Origin of the sequence: Janthinobacterium sp. SUN120 (assembly GCF_030397735.1) — a bacterium.
Classification (GTDB): Bacteria; Pseudomonadota; Gammaproteobacteria; order Burkholderiales; family Burkholderiaceae_D; genus Janthinobacterium; species Janthinobacterium kumbetense.
Genome location: NZ_JAPUBW010000001.1, coordinates 471,095 through 495,819, shown reverse-complemented (window position 1 = coordinate 495,819; position 24,725 = coordinate 471,095). Strand labels below are relative to the sequence as shown.

Genomic DNA, 24,725 nt, shown 5'->3' with positions numbered 1-24,725 from the left:
TGAACTCGGCGATGAGCCGCAAGACGAATCTATTTTAGTCAGGGTAAAATTTTACATCTTTAAATAAAAATTTTAAGTCACCGTCGTAGCTTGCATATTCCCATGTATCGGACTGATGCCCACCGCCGGAAAATCCATTAATGCGCGAACGGAAAATACATTGCTGAAAATATATCGCCTTATTCGTTAGGTTCAAATAATTATCAAGAGCATCTCGCCGCATAAAGAATCCGGACCTGGATGGGTCTTCTAGACTCAAACCAACGAGCTGACCCTCGGCGTTAAGCCATCCAGAATGCCCATCCCATGAGAGGTTACACGCTTTGACGATGTCAGGAGCCGGAACACTTAGAGAGGAGATATCTTCATCGCTCGACGAATCGTATTCCCATTCGCTTCCACGTAGTAACCGCAACGTGGAAAGTCCGTATGTTCTCACTGGCTTATCATAAGTTGAATACGTTGAACTAAACTCTCCGGTCGCTTCTCTAGTTACATAAAAATCAGAACGCGGATATTCCGCTAAAAAGCCTTTATACTCAGTTCCTTGCGACTGAAAGGCACGACTGAGTGTGTCCGATTCCTTCTCTGAGAGACAGGATTCATTACGGTCCGTAAAAATCGAAGCAATGCTACACACCACCCTTCTGTAACCCTTCTTACTCGTGCGTATCCCTTCTGCTTCTTCCCTATTCGCCGCGTAAAAATTGAGCAGAAACCACTCAGTGCCTAAATCGTCGCGTCTGAACACGCACTCGGCCATAGGAGTGACATCACCAGCCCCCTTCACCCACACGCTATCGTCCTCGGGCTGCACTTCGAACGGATACCGGGAGTCACCAAGCAAGGACCAGTCGTAATCGCGTTCTAAACCAAACGCTCTCAAATCGGTGGGGTCAAGTTTCCGCACATCCTGCGAGTAATAGGCAATTTTTTTAGGAGAACCGTCATAATTTTTTGCCGGCGGAACGTTGTCTTGCAACATTCCGACCAGACGATGAAGCGCAATCCAATAGTATTTCTTACCCAACGTTTCAGCGTAGGCCGGCTTTCCGCGCCCATCTCCAAATTCGCCCAGAAGCATGTGGTCATGGGCGATTACGTTCTGCGTTCTTGCATACCCCAATTTAACCAGCTCCAGCATGAACCAAGATAAAATATTTTCATACGAAATGCCCGCAGCCTTAAGGTCAAATTGTTCGACAAGGCTTCGGACTTGATACTGAGAAAAGTCGACATACATTCCCGTCGGACGCATCTTGAGATTTGGCGGAATTTCAGCATTATTCAGGAACTCCTCCAAGTCCTTCAGAACCGGCCAGTTCGAAGGTAGCGCCACGGGACGTGGATATGTGGCCACCGCCAATGCGAGCTTCTCGTCAGAGTCGAGTGGCAGGCTTTTGGCTAGCAATCTTACGCAGTCTCTCACAACGATATCGGGCGTGTCGTATTCCGGTTGGATGAGCGTGTCCAACGCAGACAAAAATGCGCCATCACTATCGCTGCCGCGAGAAAGCAGTCGAGCACCATAAACTGCCATAGTGAGCCCTTCAAATATATAACCGTCTCGGCAGTTCTTCATGCGGTCCAGCAGAGGCTGCGCCAGCGCGGGCTTGTGATAGATTAAGCGCGTCAGCCCCTTGATACTCCGGTCACGAACGCGGCGGTCACTCGCCGAGGTTAGCCAGGCGAGTACGGTTGCGAGGAGGTCCAAGCTGGCGTCAGGAAACCGACCAATATCTGCGGACTGTGCACATTTAAGAACCGAATAAATCACCCCTTTTCCTACGAAGCTTTCTCGTGCAAACAAGGACAAGTACGGGTCACGCTGCGTCAGCGAATCTTGTACGAAAAACTTCTGCAGATAGTTCGCGTTCAATTGGTGATTGGGTATCAGGCTTATCTTAAAAAGTGTCGGATAAACTAACTTCCAAAGGTCCGGTACACTCATTAGAGCAGCCAACACACAACGCTCGGTCTCAGCGGTGAGCCCGTCACGAGAACGCCACGGGAGAGAGTTCACAAAAGCTTCCAGCAGTTGCGCTTCCGTAAATTTGGTTTCGATATTTGGTAATTCGACGCCAAACCTGTCTGGCAATACGCAGGCTATTGCTTCAAGAACGCCCATGTCAGCATCGCCAAATTTATTGATGGCAGAACTCAATGCTTCGCCACTGAGGGTGCCGGAGGTGGCTGAGCGTTCGGCAATTGCAAGCGCCAGTAAAACATCGCTAAACCGCTGGAATCCAATCCGAACAACGTATTCTTCGACGGACTCATTCGAGCTAGGAACGATGATGAGAAGTCCGGCCTGACGCAGCCCCTCCAAAAACTCTTGGGACTTAACTTCGTTATCCAATGTAGGGCGAATAGCAGCATTTGCCGCCTCCCAAGTTAGCGACGGACTGTGTTCCTCCTGGCATAAATCCACGATGCAGGTGAGAGCGGCGCGAACCAAATTTTTAGGGTTAGCGTAGCCAAGCTTTGTTCGCAGCTCCTTGTCACAAATGCCAAAATAGCTTTCTATGAGGCTGACGAAACCTGGCAAGGAAAAATCAAGACGCTGCGCGTCGCTTTCACGGAAAGTTTTGCACGCGAGCTGCAAAAACAACGGGTTGGTGAGTTCGTCCGCAAAGATTGGCGTAATCTCCGACGTAATTCCGTAGTACTCGCAGAAAGCTTGGAGTGCCTGAATCTCTTTTCCCACAAATCCGGTATTTTCGAATGCAAATCCTGGGAATTCTGTATCCACAACAAGTGAACGATACGTGTCTCTGGTGGACACAATCAGTCGAATACCGGAGAACGGCTTCATTTCAGCAATGAGGCCACGTAGCAGGGTTTTCCATTTCTGCAGATTTGGGCTCTCGTTCAAAGCGTCAATCACCACTAGGAAGGGAAAGCCGGTGTGCTCAGCCGCCGCCTGCATGACTCCGTAAAGCTCATCACGGCCAACGCCTGCGCCGAACCCCAGCTGGCCGGCAATGGTACGCCATGGTTCCTCACTAGCAAAGTCGTCCCCGAATAGAACTGCTGATAACGCATGCACTTTCAACCGCCGCTTAGCAGCACTGACTAGTGAATGTGTTTTTCCGATACCTGCTGGACCTACCATCAACAAAGTGTTCGCGCCGCCAACGCGGAACATCGCGGACTCCAAAAAGCCCGAAAGCTGTTTCAAAAGCCTTATCGTATTTCTGGTTGAATCTAAATCGCCAGCCGGGAAAGCTACCATGTGCTCCGCCTGAAATTGCCGGAATCGCACATTGTCTGCATTTGCACCGTGGGCGTCTTGCAGCTTCTTAAGCTGGACACTTTCCGCCAGGCGCAGCAATGGCAGTACGCGACCGATGGCCGATGTTGCTGCCGCAGCAAGGCTTAGGTCGGAAGGGCGGAAGTGAACGGCCTCGAACATATCGGCCAAATCACCAAGCCCCTTGAGCAAAGTGCCTTCTTCCTCGACTAAGCAGGCGTATGGACTCTCAGCTGTCCCTGGGAGCTCCCGGATAAACTCGCGAACTAATGGCACGTAATCGCTGTCGAGCAAATCATAGATATCAGCGGTACCGCCAAAGATGTCGAGCATCTTGTACGCATTCGTGACAACATCAAGGGCCGAAGTAAACCGGGGGCCAGCCTTCGCTTCCGAAATGGAGAGGCCTCGACGAATCACATCTTCAGTGAGCGTGTCCGCATCAAACCAGTAGCGGCGTAACCCGCCGTCTGTATCCAGTTCCAAAATCTTCTGGTTGATGTCTGCCGCAGAGCACAAAACAACTTTGATAGGCGAACCTAACTCTAACCGCTCGTACTCGACCTCGGCCTTCCAATCGTCAAATTTCCTGCGCTCGCTGGTTCCTCGCCTGCCACCGGCCACTACGTTGGTGAGGTCAAATGGGATGTAGACGTGGAATTCGGCCAGCTGGGGGTGGTTAATAATAGCCGTTTGGAACGATACCTTGATTTGCCCAAGCTCTGACGTACCCAGCTTAAAGAAATACTTCGCCTGGATACCAAACTTCACTCCTGTTGGCTCGATAAGTATAGCTTCTACACCACCGTCACCGCCGGAGCCTCGTACCCGAACATATTCAGAATTCATAGCTACGCAAGCTGTTTTTCTAAACAAAATACAGGCCAAATCCTCAAAAGCATCTCGCGGGCCAGTCGGGGCAGTGCGAATTTTTCCGAAATCTATTGCAGCCATTTTTTTCGTTGACAAATTATTTTAACTATTTAAATAGTACCCGAAAGTTCGATAATGAATCTGCAAATTCATAGCGAGATTTTAAAATTAATAGTTTGACCATAAATTGAAATGAGCCCTAAGGTATTTTGCTCAGCGTGGGTACCATGTGCAGCCATCGCAGTAATGGTACCCCTCATATTTTTTAGCAACCGTCGCCACTCCCTTTGATGTATCCCACGGCATGAGACGAGGACAAGTCATGGGTTTAGTGGCATGAAACTGAAGGTCGTCGGTGTGCAAGAGCGTAACAGCAGGACTGAGGCTTTCAGTGTCGAATCCTACAACGGTGTCTATAGAGGCAGGGGTCTCACGTACGTTGATTGGCTATGATAAATGTCGCTATCGAAATGTGCGTCAAGCGATTTGTGAAAAAGACGCTGCCGCTGACCAGCTTCCTGTACGCGTGCCTACCGACATGCGTGCAATCAACGAGGACTTGAAGCAAATCAACCGTATCTTAGAACAGCGCCTAAGGGTCTCCATATCAGAGCAGGCAGCTATGCTAAACCGCATGCAGAAACTCGAGAACGAGTACCACGACAAGGCGGCCGAAATCAAACGAATCAAAAGTCGTGCCGACCGTAGTCACAACGAGGTTGTTGGCCTTCATGTGGTGAGGCCTGTCGACAAGCCGTAGAAGGCCCGGCGATTGTCAAAAAAGAGACGGCCCCACGTTCATCGCGATAGCTAAGCCCCGCGCTAGTCGTGCCATGCCCATACTGCGGGACGTTTAGCACTCGCGAACACCTTGGCTTTCATCATCTCAAAGAACACGGCGTCCGACTGTTTTTTTGGGTCATAGGCCCCATAGTCGCGGCCCAGTTGGAAGAATGGTTCGCTGGGGCGCTTCGAGGCCTTGTTCACGACAAGTACCCGCAGGAACAAATATGTATCGCTCGTAGATGTTGGTAGAAATTTGACCCAATATTTCTCCTGTAAGCCCATGGTGATGCGAGTTCCGCCAGTTCAGACCAATGTCGTTCATGAAGGCACCGTACTCAGAAGTCTCGCCGGACTTGGCCATTGCTTGTATTCATCTCCGCCTTCTAGGCCGACAAGTCAACGCTGGAGTATCATGGCGAGAGGCTAATATCGATGCAAAAGGCACTATGAATATTGAACTCGGCAATGAGCCGCAAGACGAATCGGAAGCGGCACTCTTTGCTGCGCTGCCATTAGATTTCCCACGTCCAAGCAACCTAGGCGCCGTTTCAGGCGCCCAGCCTAAATTCTCCATGAATCGGTACCAAGGCCGGTTCTACAGCCCTGGCTGCTCGCCGCCGGAACTACTCGAGCGCTGGAACAACTGCGAAGACCTTGCGCAACAACTCGCCGTATCGTCCCTTGACTCCAAGGCTGGGAAACGCTCACACATGTCGGAGACTGAGATTCTCGACCAGTATTTGCCGCGGCTGATTGCAACGGGCTGGGTAACCGAGCCAGAGGCCAAGTGGGTAATGCGCCGAACTGCGGAACTGGTTGGATGGCAGGTTCCGCCATCTGCGTCCCCCTGACTTGCTTCATAACAGGAGCACATGGCGATGATAGTACGACCACATCCGTACCAAGCAGGCGCAAGCTAAACGAAAGCCGCACTCAGGCGGCTTCGTCATTTTTACTTTGGGGTTAGGGTGCAGTCTTCTTTGCCTTACCTACGTGAAGTCCTCTAATGCATCCAAGCCGATGTTCGAATGCCTGTGTTGTACCTAACGTTTGAAGTGATAGAGGCTCTGGAAGGGCGGCGACCTCGCTACTCCGAGCTGCCAATCTTTGGTTCAAGCTCCTTGATGTACGCCAACAGCGCTTTGAGTTGCGCTTTGCTTGTCGCCAGTGGGTAACCTGCCGGCTCGGAGCGCAACACATCATGATGGTCTACGTAGAGCAAGCCGTTTCTAAGGTATTCCTTGTAGTCCGTCATGGTCATACTAGCCATTGTTTGAATATCAACGGCAGTTACTTCCTGCTTGCCCGTAAATGTTTCATAAGTCATATTTACTCCTCTGATGGGTTCTGTAAGTCTTCATGTACGTGAAAGGTAAGCCCCTCATTCTGCGGTTCACTCTTGAGTGCTATGAGAGCAGCATCAAATGAGGCTCGCTCACCTCCCTTCAGAACGGGGTAATGAAGTTTCGAAAGTGGGGCTCCTGCTGAAAGTGGTACTACAGATGCAACCCCATCGTTTGCGCTATGCCAGGGTGAAGCAACGACGAGGTAACTATGATACGGGATGGGCATTCCGTATTCATCTTGCGTGGCACCCCAAAACTTAACTACAGCTTTAATCATGATTCAACCTTTCAAAGTGAGTCAGCTCTAAGCCGAACCGGGCCGTGCGGCTCAGCATAGCAGGTTGGCCGGTTGGAAATCCAGCGGTGGCCACCACAGGCAGGAAGCGCCCCAAAGCAGACGTTCGCGTCAGCTTTGAGACTTCAGCCCTAGTCTCCACAACTCCGGGCTGCCACTCCGAAATCCTAAGTTCTTAAACAGCTTGCGTAGAACACCAAAATATTGACTGCTTCTTTCATATAACCACGCCCCCAAACCGCACTTTTCAACATGCCCCCGACCTCCGCCACTTGACGAGATTCATTAAATCTGTGTCGACCACAGGTACCGGCCTGAGCGCGCTGTTTTCTGCAGGTCTATTCGATGAGCTGCTCGAGCTGATTGCGAAATCTGAGTACCGGCACAAGTCTTGGCATGACAGAGTTTGGGGCGCGAAGGCCTCGGTACACGTCAAGATAGTTGTCGCATAAATCTATTTTAGAATGCGTCTATTTTGTCCTTTCCTCAGCAGGTCATGTGGCGTGGCGCTGGTCAAGTTTGGACGGCGGGTTAAGCCAAACCTCGTCGGCTACCTGCCACGCGCGTGGCGGCCGTTCCCACCGCAACGGATGGCGCTCCCGCGCCTGTGCGTAGACTTCCCGCCGCTGCCGCAGAACGGCGTCGGCTACGCCGCTGTGGCGCTGTTCTGGTGTCACGAAGTATAGGCCGCTATGCAACTGCTCGCCGTTGTACCAGGTGACGAATGTCAGCACCCATTGCCGCGCCAAGTCGATGTCCTCGAATCCATGCGGCGGGTACACGACCGTGATGGCGGCGGACGCTGCTGCGGGCGTGGATGAGACTGTGGTCAAAGCGGATGTCCGGGCGTTGATTGCGACCAGCCGGGGTGGAAGCGAGTTTGTCGGGCGGGTGTTGGCGCGGTAGTTAGCTGGTTGAGCAAGACTAAATCGAAGTAACTGGCAGTCTGACCGAGTCAATTTGGAATGGGTTCCAAGCGCATTCGGTGCAGCCTATGAGTCACATATCCGCACGGCAATTCTCATTCGAAACGTTTAGCTCCGTCCACGCCAAGTAATGATGAAATCTGCTTGTTCACAGAACACATCCAGTCCGTGCCGCCTGACGTCGCTCATGAACTCTTCGGCCGCAGCGTTCCCGAACCAGTGCCGGACGTGATGCCGGCAGCTGTTGATTTCAAATCGGAATTTCGAGCGTACCAGCGCCAATGCCGTCGCTAGCTCAAAGACTACCGCTGGATTGGTGCTGCGGCCCAAGGAGTCCCCGGCCTTGAACTGAGCAAATAATGCGAGCTTGCGGTCGACTGGCATGAGTGGGCGCCCCACCCGGTTGCAGATATCGCTCTGAAGTTCCTTACCACGAGCCAGCGCGTTCTGGAACACGCTGAGCATGGTAGCAAGCTCGTCGTCCGTAGTAATTCTCAGCTTGTAGAGCCCTACACCGCTGGCATCAATTTTCATTCCAAGCTCGCCTTCACTCGTAAAGGTACTCGAAGGTAGGTTTCTGCGCATAAACTGGTAGTTGCGCCAGTTCACTTCCCAGGCTGTAATATACTGTGGGAGCAGCACATCGTTAATTTTGAGAAAAGTACCGTTGTAACGCAGGTCTGGACCGGGAAAATAGAATGACAGTTCATAGCCTGCTTCACATGCAGTCAGCTTCCCGCCAAGAGGTACGAGCTCAGTCAGTTCCAATGCGTTCACAGTGAAAGAAATCTCCATGGTCGAATCAAGGGTGCCCATCGGAGCCAGTTGGCATAGTCTGGGAATGCTGCAAGCATAAGCGTCGGCGTGCCGGCTGTCCAGTTCAGAAATCCGTTCGAAACACAACAGAATGGCATACCAGCGGACGCTCATACCAGTCGGGCGGGCCGTCGCGGAAAAGGAGTCGGGAGCGTACCTGTTCGTACAACTGCGCCTCACTGCTATTCGACGTACTTACCGTTGGACATCCGCTTGCACTCTTAGACCAGAGGCTCGCAATGAAATTCCTTCCCGCTGAAATATTGAACCAGTTTGACAATGGAAGACTTCGCGCGTGGTGGCGGCATTGTCACGGTTCACCAGCGCCCGGAAACTGCCCAGGGTGTGATATCTGTGACCATTGAAGGTTAGTCCGGCACCGTGGACATCATTTGCGGGCCCAACTTGGTCGAGCAGCAGCTCAGGGCGCTGATGGGTGCCAAGCTACTTGGCGTCTACGTTGTGTGGCAACCTCTGAGGAGCGGCAGCTAGCCGCTGCAAAAATAGGTAGGGATAATGGCGCGCAATTTTGACCACCAAGTCGCCGATTTGCAAGTGCGCGCCGCCGTCCCCAACTGATTCACCTAAGTCGGCGCACCGACTTAGGTGGTCATGGCATAACTCCGCCCAGGGTATCATTGCCTGGCGCTGCGCGATTCAAGCGGGACAGCGTCTGTACCGCCTGGATACAGCCCAGCTTCTTGTCCCCATACATGCCGCACAACAGCGGCTGGTCAAAGCCAGTCTGGAACTTGTTGGCCACCAACAGCAAATGGTAATTCTGCTCGTTGAACGCTTCGCGGATATCGCGGCCTTTCAACCCAGGATTGAGGTCATTGCTAGTCTCGCCCACCGGCTCACAGCTTCAATGCACTACACAGCTCCGCCCAATCCTTAATTTCAAGCTGTTCTATCTCGTGAAGCCTGACTTCTGAAAATTGAACAGCCCATAGCGTAGGATTAGGAAAGAAAACGAGATTGCGTCCGCTTGGCCGCACAGCACTCGGATAAATAATTCCCTGCACACGAGTGCCGCCATCTTCGGCGCTGAATGCCTGTGCAAAGTATTCGCAGACAACTTGAGACGGAACATAGTCAATATGCTCCGACCCATCTTTCGTAACCGGCCGAGATATCTGAGACGTGAAATCCTCAAGGAATAGAAGTGACTCCCTCAATTCATAGTGCTCCGCATCAAAAATCGACGGAACAGCAGGCAGATTGCTCAAGTCAATGACAGTGTGGGGCGAAGTCATGACAAAGGTTGAGAGTACGACGTTGCATGGGGGATGAGATATGGTCTCTGCAAACGCAGTCCCATCTTCAAAGGCGGTGTATAGATAAGATATGCCTGCTGGATTCATCCGGCCAGCACTTGCCTTTTCCGGAGGAGGTGCCCCGAGCTGAGCTGCATCCAATGGCCAACTATCGCAAGCCTTTCTGACACGGCACCTATAAAGGGCAGTTCCCGCAGGGACCACTTTCAAAAGCCGAGCTTCAACAATCATCCGCCCGAGCTTCAATAACACTTCGGATGGCGCAAGCTCCTCTCGTTCATAGGTATGGTCGGCAAAATTCCGATAAAAGTGAAATCGCGTATGGTGTTTCACAGCACCTACGAAATCTCCCCATGAACTCTGCATGACCTCGTGGGGATGAGAGGATGACCAGTGTCCGCCAGCACTGCGAACCCAGTCTGAATTATGGAACGCCGAACAGATATCCTCGAAGAGGTCATCGTTACAATTCAAGGGAAGACCAAGAAGAACATCAACGGTACTCTTCAAGGGTGCGACGAATTCACCCTCATCGAACGGGGTGCCAGCTTGCGTTGGGTCGTTATGACCGTAATAAACAGCTCCAGCGATTGCCTCAAGAACAACTTCGACTGGCGCTGCCAGCTCTTCATGCCCGCAACTACTGCAATAGCTGCACTCGGTCGCTTCTACATTTTCTTCGATAACGCTCTTAAGGTATGGGTCCTCAACGCAATCGACGCACACCCACTTCTCGGGGGCATCCCACCCCCGCTCCTGCGAATCAAGCCAATCTTGTTTCACGAGTCCCATTTCATTCAGTCTCCATGGATTAAAAGAAGATTCAACATGCGTACTGACTATTCCCAAACCGGAGCTGTCGCGGCGTCAAAGAAATCTACCTCACGATTCCCTCCCGATAGGAACGCCATTGCGTTCGCTCTCGACCGGACGTTTGCAACAGAGTCCTCATCACCAAACAAACTCACAAAAATCTGAGTTGCGGAACTGCGCCTCAAGGCATCGAAGACGTGCTTGTCATTCTCATCAATTGAATGGCCCAAGACAAATACCGCCCCATTTACGGAAGATAACGCGCGGTAGCAGAAGTTCAGATAGGGGTTATGTTCAATCCGAGCCAATTTCCGTGCAGACGTGGGTTCGGACACGAAGAGTGGGAAACGGCCTTCCCTTAGGTTCTCGCGCACTTGGTCGACTATGCCGCCGCCTGCGTTGAAGGTATGCTTCTTAACTCCGCCAGGACTATCGAAAATATGTAAGCCACCATGTAGGAAGTGAACGTCCTGCTTGGTTCCGTAACCGACCCATTTTGACTCGCGCCGGAACCCATCGTCAGTCCTGTATTGGTGTCCGACTTCAATGTTACGCGCCCAGTAAAGCAAAAGGTCATAGTTCAAAGTGAACACGCTAGAGTAGCGGTGTAGGAATGACTGTACCGCACCGTACTGAGCATTGGCGACGTCCCGCGGTCTTTCTGGATGAGTATTCGCTATCGCGGCAATAAGCGCATCCTTGAGCCCCTGTTCATCAACTCGAATTTGAGCAATCAAGTCGTCTTGATTTCCATAACTTTCAAGCACAGTGCGTGCAGATACCAGAGACTTCATAACGGTTTCAAAATCGTACGTCTCTAATCGCTGAAACAACGAACGAATGTTCTCATCCCGAGCGCCAAATTTTGCTGCTTCGACCAGGTTCGCGTAGTTGAAGATGTCGTTCCTCCACGCTCTGGAAAAACCATTCCCAAGAATTACTGAAGGGCGCTCCCCTTCTTCTAAGCGCTCCAAGGCTTCGTTGTACGTCAGCATAGAGTCTCCTGCACAGATAAATTATCAAACTGAGAAATCGAAATCCCGAACCTCCCTAGACAAAACTAAAGAAATACTCATCTCTCGAACTCTCTTCGAATTCGCTATAGCTGTAGTCTCTTCGATACCTCGCGAGCGTACAGCGATAGCCGAACAGTTCACCCGGACGAACCAACGAATGCAGAGCATCACGTTGTATTGTCAGCAATGTTCCGCAGCCGGGTCCTTTCGTGCTCGGGTAAGTAGGCGACCATTCGGTATTCCAGTACGAGATGTCACCAACGTGTCCATGAGCAGAAATTACCGAAAGCCCAAAATCTTCGGGGACAACAAAAAACTCTTCTTCCGATTCATAAGAAATCGGCAGATAGACACCTCGCTGAAATAGTTCAAGATGCAGGTATGCATGAGGGATTACCATAAATGAGACCGCAAGCATTCTTGCACGGTCTTTTTCCATAACCTTAGATGAATGCTCACAGCAATAAAGCCCCTCATCACCCAAGAGACTAGGCCTCAGCAATTGACTGAGCTCGTCATCGGCGGGCAACTCTGCAAGCACTTCTTCAAAATTCATGTTGGCCTGGTATGCACAGAGTCTAATCTCAAGTAACACGAACTCATTCTCAGACCGATATATTGGGACCTTTAGCGCTCCTAGCACTTTATCATCGCCACCTATCGAATCAATGAATTTTCCGAACACTTCATCGGAGACAAATAGTTCATTTCGCAAAATCAGTTCTCGCAAGGCCAACCAAAAATTGGGTCTAACGGAACGTACACCCATGAATAGAGGAGAAAATGGGATGGCGGAGCTGCTCCAATCTAGCACCCTCTCTACGGAGAATCCAGTGAACTCACGGGCAACAGAGATAGAGCGCAAATATGCAGTCCTCGCAATCTGTGTCGCATTAGTCAGTAATGCGCCATTCATCTGTCCTCGCTCGGCCCCAAAGAAGAATCGAACACTGCTATCGTAACGGACCGTGTCTACAAGTCGTTCAGCTTCAAAGCTGGCCTGAGATACCGCGGGAAACCGAATCGCATCTTGAAGACGCCCTAAGTCAAGGCCAATCCTCTCAGGGAGACCATCAACCTTAAAGAAATCACGACCAGCGCGATATCCTTGTGGAGCGAGGAGAACTGGGCGCCGACTGTACGTGAGCTCCAACATGTCGCACAGTTCCACGCTCAAGGTTGAAACTATCTCCCCAACATCAAGAATCCGAGAAAATTCAAGGCCTTCAATCCGAGCTACCCAGAGTAGCCCTAGAACCTCAATGAGCTCTGTATCGAGGCGAATCAATCGAATATGGGCCTGCAACACGCTCTCAACGATACTTCGCGTATCCTCAGACTGTAACAGCCCAATGAGTTCCTGCATCGCCCACAACCGAGTCGTCGCAACGCCCGACTTTAAGCGGGCAATTAACAGCTGCAATGGAAGCTCGGCATCTGAAAGTGGTTGTGCAAGGGACCACGCGGGGCGAGGCAAACTGAACATTTGCGTCTCATCCCTTAAGCTGCCTACCATGCTCACCAAATACGACTTCGCCAAATCAACTTGTTTAGCTTGCACTAGGAAATAAATCAAATTGACACCCGGAATCGTATAGCTAGGCTCCACGATTTTTCCAAACATTTTGTTCGGCCTAGTGCAGCTCTCGGCGACGAATTCCAACGCCCGTTCGGGATATATCTCGGCCACTTTTCTTAGTCGTGCTCTCGATGCATCACGCGATTCGCTCATCCCCCAGCTTGACCAGCCGCCATTTTCTACTTGCGCCAAGACGGCGATATAGAACGCTCTATCACGGCCAAACAAACTCAAGGTACTATCGAACAATTGGTCGAGTACATAACGTACTTCCGCATCGCAATCGTTATCTTGGTCCAGATACTTATGGAGAGATTTCACCAGGTTGCTATGGTCAGCTTGCGTCCAGTACTGATACCAGGACCTGAGACTTTCGCGCTCGAAGTAATGTCCCGAGTCGCGCATGTCTCTCAAGAGTTTTGCGAAGTCCGACGGCCGGTATTGTTTAAAGTCCGCCTCAAACTGCTTACTCTCGGGAGACGCGTAAGTATCAGGCTTTTCGATAGTCACGTCGAGGCCAAGGAAATCTAGGGACGCCAGATAGATGGAATGTGCTGCGTCTCCACTTTCGCTCGCTCGCCAAGACTTAGGCATCTCATTCTCAGTCAACCCTGTGCGTGCCAACGCCGCAGTGAATGGAGACTCGTGATTAATATTTTTCAAGGCCTCGCGAATCGTTTCCTGCGCTTCGTACCACTCCCCTCGCTCAAGGTGGTAGCTATATTTTTTCGCGAGAAACGGCGGACTACCTTCCCGAAGCGCTTCAGCAACGTATCGATGAACATTATGAGTCTCATCACCATCTGTAAATGTCGTGACCTTCTCAATTACACCTGAAACTGACAGGAGCTGCTCAGTCGCGAACTCCTTATCTGCAAACGCCATGTGCTCAATGGCATTTAGCAGCTCCAATATCGAAGTGTCCTTATGCTTTCCATATCCAAGCACAAGCTCCCAAATGCTGTGACAAATTCTCCGAACATCGTCTCGGCTACGCTGGATAAGGCAAAGCTGAGCGAGCTCCATTAGGGACTCAATCGTTTCGCCGATTTCTCGATTCGCCGCCTGGACGTTAGAAAGCTCAGAAGTAACCAAATCACCCAATAATTCTGGCTGAAGTAATCGGATGTGTACGTCCGCCGCGTCTGCCATGAGACGAGCAACGGAAAAGTGTTTGCACTCTTTTGCACGCGCAATCGACTGGGGGGAAATCAGACCGGTGGCGTTCTGCGCCATACAAAATACTTGAAGCCTTATCGCGATTTGATGGAGCGCACGTTTGACTCCTTGATATCGGTCCATGCTTTCATAATCGTGCCCAGAAAGGATGGGGACATGCTTTGTCTGCTCAAATATAAACTCGTAATCCACTCGCCCTTGAGATTTCAGAAGAATTGCTGCGGTCTCCCCTGCTCGCTCCATTGCGGACTGAAACATCAATAGCTCCGGATTACCATGCGAATTCAAAGGCGGCAAAATACAGACCGTTGCCGAGGAAAGAAAATGCAAGGCCAAGGAACTGAAGAACGAATGTATGAGCAGGCTACCGAACCCCGCCTCAAACTGAGAGTTATCCTTCCACTCTGTCGGCGCATTCGGCAGAGCATCACGGGTAAAGACATCGTCGGAACCTCTTCCCGTTAATGCAAGATGAAGTACAGCCACGCTGTTGGCCCAGAACAATCGGCTTTCACTCCAGGCATGAAGCTTCACCCCGGTCTCAACAGCGACTTCCAATATCGCTTGCTCTATTAATTTTGCATTACCTAGCGTCGAAGCATGCTTATGAAGGATAAATAATGCACTTAAGTCTTGTGCTTGAACGAGTCCCGTTAGTGTTGCTAATAGACGTTCACGTGGCTCATCGTCCAGCACGCTTGGCTCAGTGAAATACTCAATCCTGAGAGCGCCGGACGCGGCTAAACGCTCAAGAAGAAACTGGAAGTCTTGGTCGGCCCGTGAGCTGTGTTGCCGATTCTTGAACCGATACTCGGATTGAAATCTATTGATGGCACGCCTTGCCATTTTGCTCGCCCGCGGGTCTCGGTTAAAACTTAAAGCACGACTTAAGCTACCCTGGCGCATCGGTGAAAGCAGGGCCGCATTTGCGATTGTCTCATCGAGAAGACTCTCGTCAACAGAGACTGCCCAGCACATTGCATGGAGCAGCTGCATATCATCTATTTGAAATTGAGGGCCTTGATTTACCCGATGCTTTATGGACCTTAGCCGGCAAGCTTCAGCAAGCTCGCCATCATCGAACATGTACTGCTCGGCCTCCCGAAGCAGACGCTCGATGGTGGCCGCTGGGTAACCTTCAACAAGGCGCTCCAAGACCCACTCGCGAGTTAACGTCTGCGCTAGCTGGGCATGGTCCCCTCGCTTGGCTCGGAGCGAGTAGAGCCAACTGTTCCCAATGACTGCTGGCGCCGAAGACGCAAGCCATTCCTCAACTTTAGGCAAAAGGCTCGCAATTCGTTCATTGTGCTTCGTCTTGCCTGTAACAAAAACCGCCAAGCTCTCATGAAACGGTCGATAGCCCACCGCGCACTCGAACAAGAGGTGCGTGATGCCATCGGTGCTTACCACTGCATGGTTGTTTGATATCTCCGCGAATGCGTCTACTGGCCAATAGAAAGGCAGCTCACAAATCAAATGAAGGGAATCCTGCTGAGGCCTGCTGAGCTTCAACCAAAGCTCTTCATAGTACTTCCGAATGTCATTGTCAGGACAAGCTGGCAAATTTTGAATGAGATACTCACGAGGCGGATTGCTCCTCCGAAGCAAATCCTCAATCGAAAAAATGAGGTGAAGCGGGTGGCCTCCTGTACGCAGGTGTAATGCGACACTACAAGCGCGCAACTCCTCAGACTGTCTGATGTTTTTATTGCGCATCCACCTGCGGGACCGAACCAGTGAAACCACATATGCCAGGATGGACTCCACAGACATCGGAGGCAATTCGCTCCACTTGTCCCTCGCCAACCATGCCAACAACCTCGATGGCAACTGTTCGTCGACAACAGGTTGCGTGCCAATTATCAAATGACTGTTAGCGGGAACCGGGATTAGCTGTTCGAAGAGCTCGTTTAATGGTCGCATGTCTTTCTCGCGTCGCCAAACATGGTCGAGACCATCGATGATGATGACCAATGGGACACCGATTTTTCGAAACTCCTCAGCGCACTCAGTGATTTCACGCCGCAACTCCTCATGACGGGTACTTGCATGGTCCGAATCGCGAAGGCGAGCTATCTGTGCGAGCAGCGAATTCGCAACCGCGTACAACCGCATGCGGTCAGTTGACCTATCTGTCGTCGACAAGAAATAATGATGCCGTATTACGGGAATAGCCTTCTCATCCAGTGTGTGCGTCAGGTAGCTGAGGTAGGTGCTTTTGCCACGACCTGGTGCCCCCCAAAGCACATGAAGGTTTTTGTCACTATCGGACTTGGAGAGCTTCTCGAGCAGGTCGCTATGGAACGTGGTATCCGGAGGTCGGTATCCGGTCGGGACCTCAAACTCCTGCGAAATTGGCTCGGGACGAAGAGTGGACAATACTGACCGCACTACATCTAGCGTAATGTCCCCATTAGGAGCAGGCAAATTATCGTGAGTCGCCCACTGGGTTGACTCGTGAAACAATCGATGAAAGGAAGTCTCGTCATATCCCAGTTTAACAAGCTCGCCCATCATTACCCGAGGGAGTGCCAAGTAGCCTGTATTGCTGTGCTCAATCTCAAGGGCGCCGAAAATCCGGCGCGCGGCAGATTCATCACCGAGTTGAGACACAACCTCTCGCTGACGGTCCGCTGACAGCGTATCAAAATCAACTTTTGCGCCTTCAAGACAACGCCCGAACTCTTCGTCCGGCTCGCGGTTGGTAATTAGCCTAGCCCGGCCAACGTTCGCCGGGTCGACGGAGCTCAACGCGTCGACCCACTTCATCATCAATGACCTTGGCCTCCTTGTCGACGGCAGTTTAAGGAGCCAGTCCCAAGACAATTTCTGGTCGTCGTTATTTGGCGTGAACTTCACCTGTGCATAATCTAGTTTTCCATCACTACGCCAAGCCACGATGTCTTCCAGCCCCTGCGGCGCCAAATCTTTGTCATTGCATTCGAACCTCATCTTCAAAAATCGAGAAGGGTTCGCGAGCCAATCGAGTAACCAAGACATGCCTTGGTAGGTCTGGTAGTTATAACCAGTGTAAGGAATTGCGGAAGTCTTGACTTTTTTCATCTGCAAAGGTCGGTGCTTGAACGGATACTCGACGGGTAACTGAAGGTTATTGCGGACGATACTCCACGGATGAAAAAATTACAACTTGCCGACTGTGCTTTCTGGCCAAACACTGAAATGGCCGTGTGGCATCACAATCTCCGTTGCATGTCCTAATGCTAGTAACAGAGACATTAGGCGCGCATCTGCCGTTCGTTCTCGTGGACGCTGTGCAGTGACGCGGTGAGCATCCGTTCCGGACAGGGCAGGTACAGCCCGAAGGCGAGTTGCTCGCTCGATGCGGCGCGCGGCACATGACTGGCGCGATGACCAAAGCGCAGCGACGAGGCGTCGGCGGCCAACAGGCGCAGTCCGTGCCAAAGCGGCACGAAGCCCACGGTGGCGGTGTGTCGCACCAGCCAGGTGTTGAGCGCGGGTAGCGGAACCGTTTCGAAAGGGTTCGAGAAGCGCTTAGCCATGTCCAGCGGACTCGCGCCAGGTGTATGGCAAATCGGACTGCTCTTCGGAACACATTAATTGCTAACGCGGGAATATTTTTTGACGAAATTCTCTATGAAAACATACACGGACACGCTACCAACAAAAAGAACGAAGCCAAATAGTATGCCCCAGCCACCCAGCCCATAAAACTTGCCAAAGTAAATGCCGCTGGCAAGGCAAAGAAAGAAGTAGGAGAAGAACATGCAAGTGGCCAAAAATATGACTATTTTTTTGATAAATTTACGCCTCGAATCACCTATGAATAGCAGAAAAAATGGACCAAATAAAGTGAAGCAGAACAGAAAAGGGAATGCGAAGCCCATGCCTACCCACTCTTTCACGAACTCCATGTAGTGCGCCATCCAAGAATCCTTATCTATTTTGCACGTATCATATCGCAAGTATGAGCGATGGTGCAGTGGCGTTGCCTTCGCCCGTACCGTCACGGCTTGGTCGCATTTGAAATATGGGCAAGTTCGGTTGGTGTAGTTCGGCGGCCGCTTGTGCTCCCCGAAACGAGGGAGCTCAAACACTAGATGCGCGGGGTATCGGACAATTTCCCGGCAGCCTTGCATATCGGCTGCGGCTGGGGTGGTGGTGCGTTAGGCCAGAGGGGAAAGCGATAAACCATATCTTTTGGACCTTCTTTAAGAGGGTTGCAAATCTGCGGGAGACTTTAAGTCCCCTGCAAACCAGCGGGTGCTTGCTTAGAGTTGAAATCGCGGCAAGGCTTGGTGCTGCAGCCCTCGAAGGAAGCAATACCGGCACATCGCCGGTATTGGCAGGCCAGCAGCGCTGGCGCCAGGGTGAAGCCTACTCGGCATAGGTTTTGGCCCAGCAGATGGTGCCGGGCGCGCGGCTGCGGCCTTAATATTTTCACGTGAAGAGTTTGTTCCGAGCTGGTAGCACAGGTTGATGACGCTCCCCAGAACGGGGCAGCTAATAAAAAAAGGGGGCAGGAATAGCACCCCCTTGCCGTTGCGCCTTGGTTTCATTTGAAATGCGACCAAGTCCGGGCGCCTGGCGCTGCGGCGTTCAGCGCACCGGCTAGGCTCCCCAAGTTCGTGAGCAATCGCACCTGACTGGGCGCCACCGGCCACCGCTTGCTCTTCCCGAAACGTCGGAGTTCAAACACGGGCGCACGGTTTCACCGGCACTTGGCACCGCCAGCGGCCAGCGCGGAGTCGTGGCAGCAAAAGGGGGTAGCGTTTCACGCCCCTCCCCTTGCGAGTAACTTTATGTGATTAGTAAATTGCGGAGGCCAACGCATTGGTAGCGAGAAAATTTTTCGGCTACTCGGCTCGGCTCCACCTGAGTGTTACATACGGCTTTTCCCGGATGTAGTGTCTTGACGAGAGCGCGCATCGGTCAAGCCGCATTTCAAATCTGGCTTGGCAGGTAGGCATTGATATCTCAACTTTCAGGCATATGCTCGCTGCCATCATCAGGCCAATTATGGAATGGTCTGCAACCGTTGTCGCAAGAAATCAGCAACTAACGCGACGTGAGCCGCTGACTCGACTCCCACACGCGGCCAATCAAACTGAGGATTTGGCAATACAGGTCTTCCGGTCGATATCCGGAGTTCTGACAGGAAAGCCCGCAACTCCCCCTCTGTCATCTGCAGGCGACGAGCCATCGATACCGGTTCGAATGCAACCTCGGCATGATTCCCAATCGCGATTTTCTCGTGATAGACGGTCGCCTTACCTTTATGCGGTGCCTTGAAACGCGCTCCGGTTTGGCTCTCATGGGGGCTTGGTGTGCCAAGATACATAGACAGCGCGTCAGACAACAACCTAAATACCTCGTTTTCCATATGCATCCTCGTCTGCAGAAGCGGTTTAGATTCGGCCGGCTGCATATACGCGCTGCCGACTACTCGATTACATCATATCGCATGTGGACATACCCTGCGCTACCCGAGCGTTCGTGTCCACCACGAACCCGGCCGGCGTGGTGCTGGGCGTCAATGGCGTCGTCATTGGCGTCGAAGGGTCGGATTTCAAATCGCACTCTTACGCCAAATCAGCGGTCCGCTGAACACTGGCCGGGAGATTTTGGCCGGCGGCATTTGATTACGCGTACAAGGTTGCAATCACACAAGTGTTACCAGCAGCATAAAGGGCGTGGTGATTCGCCACCCCCTTTGACCTCGGCGCTTACTGCGAAGACTCCGGGAATTTTTCCGGCGTCACGTCTGCCAGCTTGCCCCCCACTGGCGACGGTTCCGAAAAATTGGGAGCGCGAGCCCGGTCATCTGCAGGCGGGCCAGTGTCGTTGACGACGAACGAAAATTTTCGGTGGTAGGCGCGCAGGCCTACAAATATAAGAGCGATGAAACATGGGGTTCCAAATATCAGAACGAGGCTGACCAGCTGTCACAGGTGCTGGGCCGTACATACCGGCTTGGGCTTCGACGGCCCTTCGAAGGGGCTTGCAAGGGGATTCACCAGGCGCGAAATTCGTCCATAGTCGATACCGTCAATAATTGGTGGCATTTCATTTCCCAGGCGGGCAGAGCCAGCATTGGCGCCGGCTAAAGCCCTGGTGGGAATGTCAGCCATATAAATTCCGTGTGAAATGGGGGAAATTTTCTGCAATTGAGGAAGTAAGAGGGCTAGGTCGGAAAGGCTCCAGAGATTTGCGCACACCCCGCTCTATAGGGTCTATCGTTCCCGCCGGCACGCACCATGCGGCTGCCATGCCTTCGTCGCGCGTCACGTCTTGCCTGGCCCATCAGGGCTCAGTCCAATGCCACAGCGCCGTAATCCCCTTCGCATCTGACAGTCTTCCGCCAGAATTCCAGCGGAACGACGCGCTGACAATGGCAGTACCGTCCCAAGCTGGCAAAGCCAACAGTCCGTATGGGAACAGCAACGTAGAGCACTAGCGCTTGCGAATTTGGTGTTGCGCTTGCCGCCGGCAAGACGCAGAAAATCCAAAATTTGGCAACCTGAAAATAACTTTGCAGCACGGGCATCTGCGAAATCTACAAAGTTATTTCGCGCTCGACGTCGGCATCTCCGCTGCGTAGACTGGTGCTCTTGATGACATTGGAGCGATGAAAATGATGGGGGCCGTTATGTGGGAACAGGAGGGTCGAGAGAGATACGATGCGTCGATTGTCCGTTTTATTGAAGCGGACGGGCGAGTTAACGTAGTATTTTCCAACGATGGAGACGAATGCGAGGGCACAGTTTCGCTGCTTGCAAGTTTGGAGTATCAACAGACGATTGGGCAATTTAGATATACCTATCCGGGCGGCTACCATGGGAATTCTTCAGTGAAAGGTTACCTGACTCGGACTAGCGAGCTAATCGAGTTCTGCGGTACGTGGGAAGACACCGAGGACGGGACTGGCAAATGGAAGTTTTTAGTTGAGCTTGAACCTGAAGAAAGATGAACTAACTTCACGTTTTTCCATCGAGAGAACTATTACCTTGATACCCAACCTTCCCGAGCAGAAATTTTGCGAACAATGTCAAACCGGCTGTGCACCTGCAGGCTTGACGAACTGCTCACAAATCATATTTCAAATAGGGCGTCTATGATTATCTATGTAATGAAAAACGGAACCCTCGACTCTCACTATGTGAGCGGAGTCACCGCCGATGGCACGGTTACGCTAACTGACATAATTGACGCAGTCGAGGTGTGGCTTGACCTTCCGGAGGGGGAGCGAAAACAGGCCTGCTATGCTTACAAAATGAAGGTGCTTGAGCAAGCCAAGAAATATACACGACCCGAGGCTGAAGAAATTGCGCGAAAAATTGAGGGCCTAATGGAAAGCCATTACGCTAACGTGTACGTAATCGTCTCCATCAATCATGACGATGGGGCGGATACGAAAGAGACACTGACGCGACAGCGAATCGCGCGAGGAGAGGTCTGCTGATTATTCATATGTTTTTCCCTACGGAATGAAAATGCGAGAGGGCGGAACGTCTTACTGCGGCAAGAATGCTCGATTGGTGCCGCAGAGCAATATGTATATTATTTATACGTTAAATATGAATTTCAAGCCCTCTTGTAAAAGGCCAAGCAATCGAACGTCTAAAAGTACTGCGCTTTCTACGAGCACTATCGTCGTTAGCGCCAGCAACTGACGACGTAGATGCAGCAAACCCGCACGCCGGGATAGCGCCTATTAATCGAATATGCCGGCCAAAGCGTCGGCGTGACCTATGGCGGTAACGGCGAAATCGGCAGCACCTAGCTGTTCGAGGCGGTGCTGGGGGGAACTGCACCTACATCGAGGCGACTTGGAGCTAGCAACTGCAGGACTGGGTAGGCAGCCACCTGTGCGCGTTGGCCTTTTTCGGCGCTGTACCGAACTGTGGGTGCCAGACAACCTATGCAGCGGTGCGTCGAAGGCGCTTGCAACCGCTTTTATTCCGTTTCGTCGTACAGGTCTCTTTGCTAGGGGTCCGCTAAAATTTTGGGGTTAAAAGACTGGATGCCTTCGCTTCATGGCGGGCGTGATTTGCGTAGTAATAGACAGCGGTTTCGTGTTCCAGTTCCAGCAAAGTCGAATTTATCGATGAAGTTGATTATTCGTTCACTTCAAACGCACCGCCTGCTTCCAATTTGGGGCCTGCCACTCCCACGCATGAACCTCTTCGAAAATCTTCGGTAGCAGCATCCGTCCAATCTCGACACTTGCGCTCAGCGGGGTTGCAGGTAGAATGTGCAGCAAGCGAACCCCAGCGGTATTGAGAGCATTCAAGAACGCGTTGAATTGCCGGCGGAACTCGAGCACGTGCGCCTCTGTTCGAATGACTCCCCTATTGGGCGCTTCAGCACGGAATTCCAAGACCGGCATCTGGAGGTCCGGGCGCGTGGCGACACCTGAAATATTGACGACAACCACAACCTCTCGAGGGAGCTTTTCGGGAACGTCAAATTTGTATTTCGGAGCTGGACATTCCGGCCGAACATCCCATAGCCATCGTTCGACCGGTAAATCGAGTACCGTCGCTTCTATCTTGTCTCCCAGAAGCGCGCCCAACTTCATGAGCATCGGAATCGGTGCGAATGCAGCAATCGTCAGGTGCGTTGGGCCGTTCTTCCCAGTCAGCGCCGGGCGAATACGCTGCTCAAAAATCGTCTGCAGCGCTGCTTCAGCGCGCGGCCAAAAATCATCGGCGCTGTCGAGGATATCGAAGTCTGCACGGTCGATGTGGATGTGCGGGCTTCTGGGAGCGCGCGTGAATCGGCTATTCTCGAGCATCGCGTAGTTTACCTGGCGCACGTCGAATACCGGCGAATGGGTCCCGACGGGGAACGACATCAGTATCGGCAGGCTGTCCATCACCCCAGTTGCACTGTATATCAACTCGATGCGCGCCTCGTGCTCACGCTTCATGGCGAGCAACTGGGCCGCGGTGTATTCGCTGTTTTTCCCATTGCGGTCCACGCGTGCGTGACAGTCATAGCAAGCGAGCATTAGATTGTTCGCATCGTCAGCAAGCTTTTCTGAAAGTCCCACCACGCCGCGAGCGCCAGCCGGGCTGTCGGCAACGATGTGGGCCAGTTCACCGATTTTTGCGGCTCGCTTCGTCAGGAAGTCACGGGAGACAGGTTTATTACAGCCCCGGAATTGACATCTTCCTGCAGCGGCAATCCAAAGCGCATGCCTTGTCGCAGGTGGGATTGCAGCTCGTGCTTGGGTCCTAGCCATTTTTTTCCTCTTCTTTCAATTCGAAAAATGCTCCATTGGTGGTCATTGCCCACACGCGAATTCTCTCTATGCCAACTATCGGGAAGAACAGCATGTCCCCGTGAAATGTGTCTTTTGACAGCGCTTGCTTCCAGTCCTGACGGTCGATGCCACTCGGTGTTGGGTCCGGTTCTGGGTGCGTGTGCCAGAGGCCCAAGTACGCAACCGTGCTTGCCTCTTCTGACCATCGACCCTGCGCGATTGTGCTGTGCTTCTTCGAACGGAAAAACCCGAAGCGGCTGCGGCGGTCACTCTTTTGTGGAGTTGTGACCTCGTCAACCACAACGTCGTCCGTGTCAAGAAGATGGCGCCCAAGGAGGACGCCGCCGGCCTCCGATTGCCACCAGGAGCGCTGTCGAAACGCTAGCATCTGTTCGATTGCCTCTTCCACAAGGATAAGGCGCTGATTGCTTGAAACACGGAAAACCAATTTCATTTGGCCTCCCTGCAGTGCTTGCATGGCCGGCCGAATGCGCGCTTCGATTGCGCATCGCTGGGTACGGTTGTTCGTGCGGCATCCCACCATGGTGTGGTTTGCAGATGTTGTCCGGCAGCGGCTTCGCCGTCCCCGGCCCAATATCGGCATGAAGGACCGGTCGTGCCCGAGAGCGCCGAAAGGAGATGCTCAGCGGCCATCAGCGCTGTACGCCGGGACTGCAAAGCCCCGTATGGCACGAACACGCTACCACAGCCAGTAATCGTCTTGGAGACCGGCTGGTTGGGGGCAAGGAATGCGATACGGGATTGAAGGCTTGGAACTCCTTCGTCGTCGCGATAGAGGCAGTTCAGACAACCCTCACCCTGCGTCCAGCTCAGTACAGAGTGTCCGCCCAGGTCAAGCGGTTCCAGCCACGTGAAGAGAATCGGCAACTGCTTCTTTTTCTTGCGCAGCGTGCGGGAGAAGGCCTGTTCAAGTGTTGGTAGGCCTAGCGCAAAAACGACTGCATCCACATCGCCAAGGTCGGCACCATATAGCCACTCCTGTCCACTAATGGTAAGCGGGGTAACTTTGAGGCCAGGGTATTGCCGCTCAAGCTTAGATTGAAGGCCGTGCACTTTCGGAACGTCAATCCAAATTGGGTCGAGAATGTGTCGAAATACGTTATCTTCAGAGTAGTCATCGTAATCGACAAGCGTAAGTCGACCCACACCTGTCGCTGCGAGAGCGTCGGCGATAACGGCTCCAATAGCCCCGCACCCGATGACGACGACATGTTTTGAGAACATCGCCGCAGAAGCGCCGCCACGCTCGCGCATAAGCACTGTTCAAGTTCAACGACTTCAACGATTTCGCGAGTACT

16 protein-coding genes and 1 pseudogene are annotated in these 24,725 nt (G+C 52.3%); 3 read left to right on the top strand and 14 right to left on the bottom strand.

Annotated elements, in window-relative coordinates:
• Positions 1-34: 34 nt before the first annotated feature.
• Positions 35-4,222 (bottom strand): ATP-binding protein, encoded by a 4,188-nt coding sequence (locus tag O0879_RS02150; RefSeq protein WP_289914426.1) that lies wholly within the window; start codon positions 4,220-4,222, stop codon positions 35-37.
• Between the two features lie 295 nt (positions 4,223-4,517).
• Between O0879_RS02150 and O0879_RS02145 the strand changes: the two genes are divergently transcribed.
• Positions 4,518-4,886, top strand: coding sequence for a hypothetical protein (locus O0879_RS02145; protein WP_289914425.1), 369 nt, complete (start codon positions 4,518-4,520; stop codon positions 4,884-4,886).
• A gap of 472 nt (positions 4,887-5,358) precedes the next feature.
• Positions 5,359-5,763, top strand: coding sequence for a hypothetical protein (locus O0879_RS02140; protein WP_289914424.1), 405 nt, complete (start codon positions 5,359-5,361; stop codon positions 5,761-5,763).
• 236 nt (positions 5,764-5,999) lie between these two features.
• Here O0879_RS02140 and O0879_RS02135 read toward each other — a convergent pair whose 3' ends face one another.
• From O0879_RS02135 to O0879_RS02095, 10 genes and pseudogenes are all read right to left on the bottom strand, one after another.
• Positions 6,000-6,239: a hypothetical protein gene (locus tag O0879_RS02135; RefSeq protein WP_289914423.1), complete on the bottom strand. Its 240-nt coding sequence runs from the start codon at positions 6,237-6,239 to the stop codon at positions 6,000-6,002.
• A 481-nt stretch (positions 6,240-6,720) separates the two neighbouring features.
• Entirely contained in the window at positions 6,721-6,825 is a 105-nt protein-coding gene (locus O0879_RS28565; protein WP_354670176.1) for a hypothetical protein, read from the bottom strand.
• 222 nt (positions 6,826-7,047) lie between these two features.
• Entirely contained in the window at positions 7,048-7,386 is a 339-nt protein-coding gene (locus O0879_RS02130) for a hypothetical protein (protein ID WP_289914422.1), read from the bottom strand.
• A gap of 201 nt (positions 7,387-7,587) precedes the next feature.
• Complete coding sequence (locus O0879_RS02125; RefSeq protein WP_289914421.1) at positions 7,588-8,409, bottom strand: hypothetical protein; 822 nt, start codon at positions 8,407-8,409, stop codon at positions 7,588-7,590.
• A gap of 517 nt (positions 8,410-8,926) precedes the next feature.
• Positions 8,927-9,151, bottom strand: a pseudogene (locus O0879_RS02120) (hypothetical protein); the annotation flags it as partial.
• Between the two features lies 1 nt (position 9,152).
• Positions 9,153-10,364, bottom strand: a complete 1,212-nt coding sequence (locus O0879_RS02115; protein ID WP_289914420.1) for a HEPN-associated N-terminal domain-containing protein — start codon at positions 10,362-10,364, stop codon at positions 9,153-9,155.
• 47 nt (positions 10,365-10,411) lie between these two features.
• A complete protein-coding gene (locus O0879_RS02110; RefSeq protein WP_289914419.1) occupies positions 10,412-11,380 on the bottom strand; it encodes a DUF4917 family protein in 969 nt (322 codons plus the stop codon).
• Between the two features lie 55 nt (positions 11,381-11,435).
• A complete protein-coding gene (locus tag O0879_RS02105; protein ID WP_289914418.1) occupies positions 11,436-17,222 on the bottom strand; it encodes an NACHT domain-containing protein in 5,787 nt (1,928 codons plus the stop codon).
• A 173-nt stretch (positions 17,223-17,395) separates the two neighbouring features.
• Positions 17,396-17,680: a hypothetical protein gene (locus O0879_RS02100; protein ID WP_289914417.1), complete on the bottom strand. Its 285-nt coding sequence runs from the start codon at positions 17,678-17,680 to the stop codon at positions 17,396-17,398.
• Positions 17,681-19,155: 1,475 nt separating this feature from the next.
• The gene (locus O0879_RS02095; protein WP_289914416.1) at positions 19,156-19,521 is read right to left on the bottom strand and encodes a hypothetical protein; all 366 of its coding nucleotides are present in this window, start codon (positions 19,519-19,521) and stop codon (positions 19,156-19,158) included.
• Positions 19,522-21,252: 1,731 nt separating this feature from the next.
• On the opposite strand from O0879_RS02095, the gene O0879_RS02090 reads away from it, so the two are divergent.
• Entirely contained in the window at positions 21,253-21,600 is a 348-nt protein-coding gene (locus O0879_RS02090; RefSeq protein ID WP_289914415.1) for a hypothetical protein, read from the top strand.
• Between the two features lie 663 nt (positions 21,601-22,263).
• Here the strand turns inward: O0879_RS02090 and O0879_RS02085 are convergent.
• The 3 genes from O0879_RS02085 to O0879_RS02075 are packed head-to-tail and all read right to left on the bottom strand — an operon-like array spanning position 22,264 to position 24,681.
• Entirely contained in the window at positions 22,264-23,385 is a 1,122-nt protein-coding gene (locus tag O0879_RS02085) for an HNH endonuclease (protein WP_289914414.1), read from the bottom strand.
• The gene (locus O0879_RS02080; protein ID WP_289914413.1) at positions 23,378-23,860 is read right to left on the bottom strand and encodes a Mov34/MPN/PAD-1 family protein; all 483 of its coding nucleotides are present in this window, start codon (positions 23,858-23,860) and stop codon (positions 23,378-23,380) included. The genes O0879_RS02085 and O0879_RS02080 overlap by 8 nt, the downstream gene beginning before the upstream one ends.
• Positions 23,857-24,681 carry a ThiF family adenylyltransferase gene (locus O0879_RS02075; protein ID WP_289914412.1) on the bottom strand — a complete coding sequence of 275 codons (825 nt, stop codon included), beginning with the start codon at positions 24,679-24,681 and terminating at the stop codon, positions 23,857-23,859. The genes O0879_RS02080 and O0879_RS02075 overlap by 4 nt, the downstream gene beginning before the upstream one ends.
• Positions 24,682-24,725 lie beyond the last annotated feature (44 nt).